The sequence below is a fragment of the Actinacidiphila oryziradicis genome (assembly GCF_005047355.1).
Taxonomy (GTDB): Bacteria; Actinomycetota; Actinomycetes; order Streptomycetales; family Streptomycetaceae; genus Actinacidiphila; species Actinacidiphila oryziradicis.
The window spans coordinates 1-3,410 of record NZ_SUMC01000264.1 but is presented as its reverse complement, the minus strand read 5'-3'; the positions used below and the strand labels follow the sequence as shown (position 1 = coordinate 3,410).

Here is a 3,410-nt window from a genome sequence, read left to right as displayed (position 1 = left end):
CCGAGGCGGTGGCGCGGACGTTGCGGCGCGCCGTCGGTGACGACGGCTTCCACTGTGCCATTGCCTTCCCCGAGCAGCCGCGGCGTCGGTTGTCCTGGTCGCGCCGGTAGGCCGCACCCAGGGCGCGGGAGCCGGACGGCGATCACCTTGACGGGTGAGGCACCGGGTGTTCGGGCCCGTGGTGGGCGGGGCCGCGGCAGCATCGGTGGTGTGGCGACCGCGCCCGGGGAGGGATACCTGCGATGCCGACTGTACCCGCTTCACTGTTCGCCGTACTGGAGTTGGTACGGGGCAACTTCACCGCGCCGACGTTCCGAACCTTCACGGCGCTGGTCACGGGTCTGATCGCGCAGACCGGGCGGTGCACGGTGACCGGGATGCTCACCTGCGTCGGGTTGACGCGCGCCTGGTCCCACGACCGCGCCCACGCCTAATGGGCGGTGACGGGGACCGCTAAGCCCGGACATCCTGGGCATCTCCCTGTCCCACCTGATCGTGCGCCACCTGCTGCCCGCCGGCGCGGTGCTGACGGTCGCGGTGGACGACACGCTGTTCAAACGGCGCGGGAAGAAGGTCTTCGGTGCGGCCTGGCAGCACGACGGCGCGGCCACGGGCCCCACCCCGGTCGGCCGCGGGACCTGCTTCGTCGTCATCGGCCTGGTCATCGAACTGCCCTTCCTGGCCCGGCCGGTGTACCTGCCGGTGATGGCCCGGCTGTGGCGCCCGAAGCAGGAGCTCAGCAAGGTCGACATCGCCGCGTCCATGCTCCGCCTCCTGGCCGCCTGCCACTGGGACCGGCGCATCCATGTCGTCGCGGACGCTGCCTACCACGGCAAAGCACTCCGGAACCTCCCCGCCACCTGCACGTTCACCACCCGGCTACCCGCCGGCGCTGTGCTGCACGACCTGGCCCCACTGCGCACTCAGCTCATGCGCAGGACTTTTGGAACCCAACAGGGATCTGTCGTGTTTCGCGGTTTTGGGTGGCGGACTTCGATCAAGTCCGCCACCTGCGCGATGCTTCGGTTTCGTGTGGCAGTCCGCTGGTAGGTGGGCCGAGGCCCGCACGTCCGGTCAGGCTGTCGTAATGACGGATTCGATGCTGCGGTGCCGGGCGGCGCCGTGCGCGAAATCGGGTGCACCTGACGTGCCCTCGCGCAGGTCGTCCAGGAACTGCCGGTAGGCATGAGCAACTGCGGAGGCCGGCGCGTCGGCTCGGGGGTCCAGTTGTGGGACGCGAACGTACGATTCCGGCACCGTCAGGGGAGCGAGTCCGGTGGACGTTCCGCGGCCGCCTTCGAGGGTGACCGGGCTGAGCTGGGGATGGCCGATCGGGGCGGTGAGGACGAGGTCGCCCTCGGTGCCGTTGATCTCCCAGCGGAAGTTGGTGCCCCGGGCCATGCCTCCGCGGTAGTGGAAGGTGGCTACCGCGCCGCCCGGCAGCCGTCCGGAGGCCACCACCTGGTCCGCAGCGGTCATGGGCACGGGCTGTCCGCTCTCGGTGTCCACGGCCGACGTACGCCGCGACGCCAGTTGGATCCGCAGTTCCTCGGGCTCTCCCAGGACGGACGCGAGTCCGTCGAGGGTGTGGCTGAAGGGAATGGTCAGCAGTGTCGCGCCGTTGGCGGCGTCGAGCACGTAGTGATCGCCTGGGCCGACGGTGGCGCCCCAGGCGCCGCCGGAGCCGACGACCGTCGTGGACAGCACCTCCCCCAGGTAGCCGTCGGTCACGAGATGGCGTGCGTAGGCGAGGGCCGGGTGCGACCGCGCCTGGAGGCCGACGACGGTCGGCACAGCGCGGCTGCGCGCTCGCTGCGCCATGTCCTCGGCCTCCGCGAGCCCGTTGCCCAGCGGCCACTCGCACAGCACGCTCTTGCCGGCGCTCAGCGCCGTCTGCACCAGTTCCCGGTGGTGCGGCACCTTCACCGCCACGACCACGAGGTCTACCTCGTCGCAGGCAACCAGTTCGGCCGCCGTGCCGAAGGTGCGGGACACACCGTGCTTCTGTCCGGAGCGCTCCGCTGACTGTTTCGAACTCGTGCTCAGGGCCCTCAGCTCGTACCCCGGGACGGCGCGTAGGGCCGGCAGGTGAGATCGCTCGGCCCAGCTCCCGTGCGCCCCGAGTCCGATGATCCCTACTCCGATCGGCTTCTCGGACCGGGCCAGCTCGGCAAGCAGTGACTCAGATGTGTTCATGATTCGCAGCCTGTTCTTTGTGTAGATGGCGCCGACGTCACTCGCAGTGGCCATGGACCGGATAAGGGCGTGACCAACCACAGGGCCCCGTCTCGCGAGGCAGGGCCACGTGTCGAGCAGGCGCCGGCGTAGGAGATTCACGCCCGGTGGGTGCGGGGTCAGCGGGTGATGCCGCCGATGGGCGGGTAGGACACGGTGATGCTGTAGGTGTCGCGGAACTTCTGGCTCGGTTCACCGAGGATTCTGACGGAGACCATGTCGGTGGAAGCCGCGAAGTCTGCCTGGCCGTCGGCGGTCAGTTCCATGTGCTTACAGATGGCTTCGGGCCGCGCTCGCTGTCCAGCAGAGCCATGAGGGGTGCGGCGTACCGGGTTCCAGCCACCGCGTCGGCCGGGATGGCCTCGTCGATCGTGCGAAGGTCCGCGTCGGTCAGGGTGACGTCGGCCGCGGCCAGGGCCTCCTCGACGCGGTGCGGTCGGCGGGTGCCCAGGATGGCCACGATGGTGCCGCGCTCGCGGCTCTGGGCGATGACCCAGGCGGTGGCGAGTTGCGCGACGCTGATGCCGCGTGCGTCGGCGAGCAGCCGCAGCCGGTCGGCGACGGTTTGGTTCGTGGCGAGGTTGTCGGGGTGGAAGCGGGGCAGCCAGTGGGCGCGCGGGTCACCTCCGGCGGGTTGTTGGTAGGTGCCGGTGAGCAGGCCGTGTGCGAGGACCCCGTAAGCGGTGACGCCGATCCCCAGCTCGCGGCAGGTGTCCAGGATGCCGTTGGTCTCGGGATCACGGCTGAACAGGGAGTATTCGATCTGTACATCGCAGATCGGGTGCACGGCGTGGGCACGGCGGATGGTCTCCGGCCCTACCTCGGAGAGCCCGATGTGGCGCACGTATCCGGCCTGGACCAGCTCGGAGATGGCGCCGATCGTGTCCTCGATCGGGGTGTCGGGCGCGAGGCGCGAGGGGCGGTAGATGTCGACGTGGTCGGTGCCGAGGCGGCGCAGCGAGTAGGCGAGCGCGTTCTTGACGTGGGCGGGACGGCCCTCGATGCCGACGAAGGCTCCGTCGGGGCCGCGCAGACCGCCGAACTTGACGCTTAGGAGCAATGCCGCTGTTTTAAGCGGTGACCTTGGGTTTTCGCTTGGCCGGGGCGCTCTTGGACGCGGGGGTGATGGTGACCGCCTCGGCCGGCGGGGCGGCGGGCTGGGGCCAGGTGCGGTG

3 protein-coding genes and 2 pseudogenes are annotated in these 3,410 nt (G+C 70.1%); 2 read left to right on the top strand and 3 right to left on the bottom strand.

What is annotated here, in order from left to right; translation table 11 throughout:
• The first annotated feature begins 242 nt into the window (after positions 1-242).
• Together FCI23_RS54785 and FCI23_RS54780 are read left to right on the top strand one after the other, a co-directional pair.
• Positions 243-434, top strand: a complete 192-nt coding sequence (locus tag FCI23_RS54785) for a hypothetical protein (RefSeq protein ID WP_136731643.1) — start codon at positions 243-245, stop codon at positions 432-434.
• A gap of 28 nt (positions 435-462) precedes the next feature.
• A pseudogene (locus FCI23_RS54780) lies at positions 463-1,050 on the top strand (transposase); the annotation flags it as partial.
• 24 nt (positions 1,051-1,074) lie between these two features.
• Here the strand turns inward: FCI23_RS54780 and FCI23_RS54775 are convergent.
• The 3 genes and pseudogenes from FCI23_RS54775 to FCI23_RS54770 all read right to left on the bottom strand — a co-directional run.
• The gene (locus tag FCI23_RS54775; protein ID WP_136731641.1) at positions 1,075-2,196 is read right to left on the bottom strand and encodes a Gfo/Idh/MocA family protein; all 1,122 of its coding nucleotides are present in this window, start codon (positions 2,194-2,196) and stop codon (positions 1,075-1,077) included.
• 158 nt (positions 2,197-2,354) lie between these two features.
• The gene (locus tag FCI23_RS57970; protein WP_169317477.1) at positions 2,355-2,501 is read right to left on the bottom strand and encodes a hypothetical protein; all 147 of its coding nucleotides are present in this window, start codon (positions 2,499-2,501) and stop codon (positions 2,355-2,357) included.
• Positions 2,492-3,292, bottom strand: a pseudogene (locus tag FCI23_RS54770) (aldo/keto reductase); the annotation flags it as partial. The pseudogene FCI23_RS54770 and the gene FCI23_RS57970, both read right to left, overlap by 10 nt.
• Between the last annotated feature and the right edge of the window lie 118 nt (positions 3,293-3,410).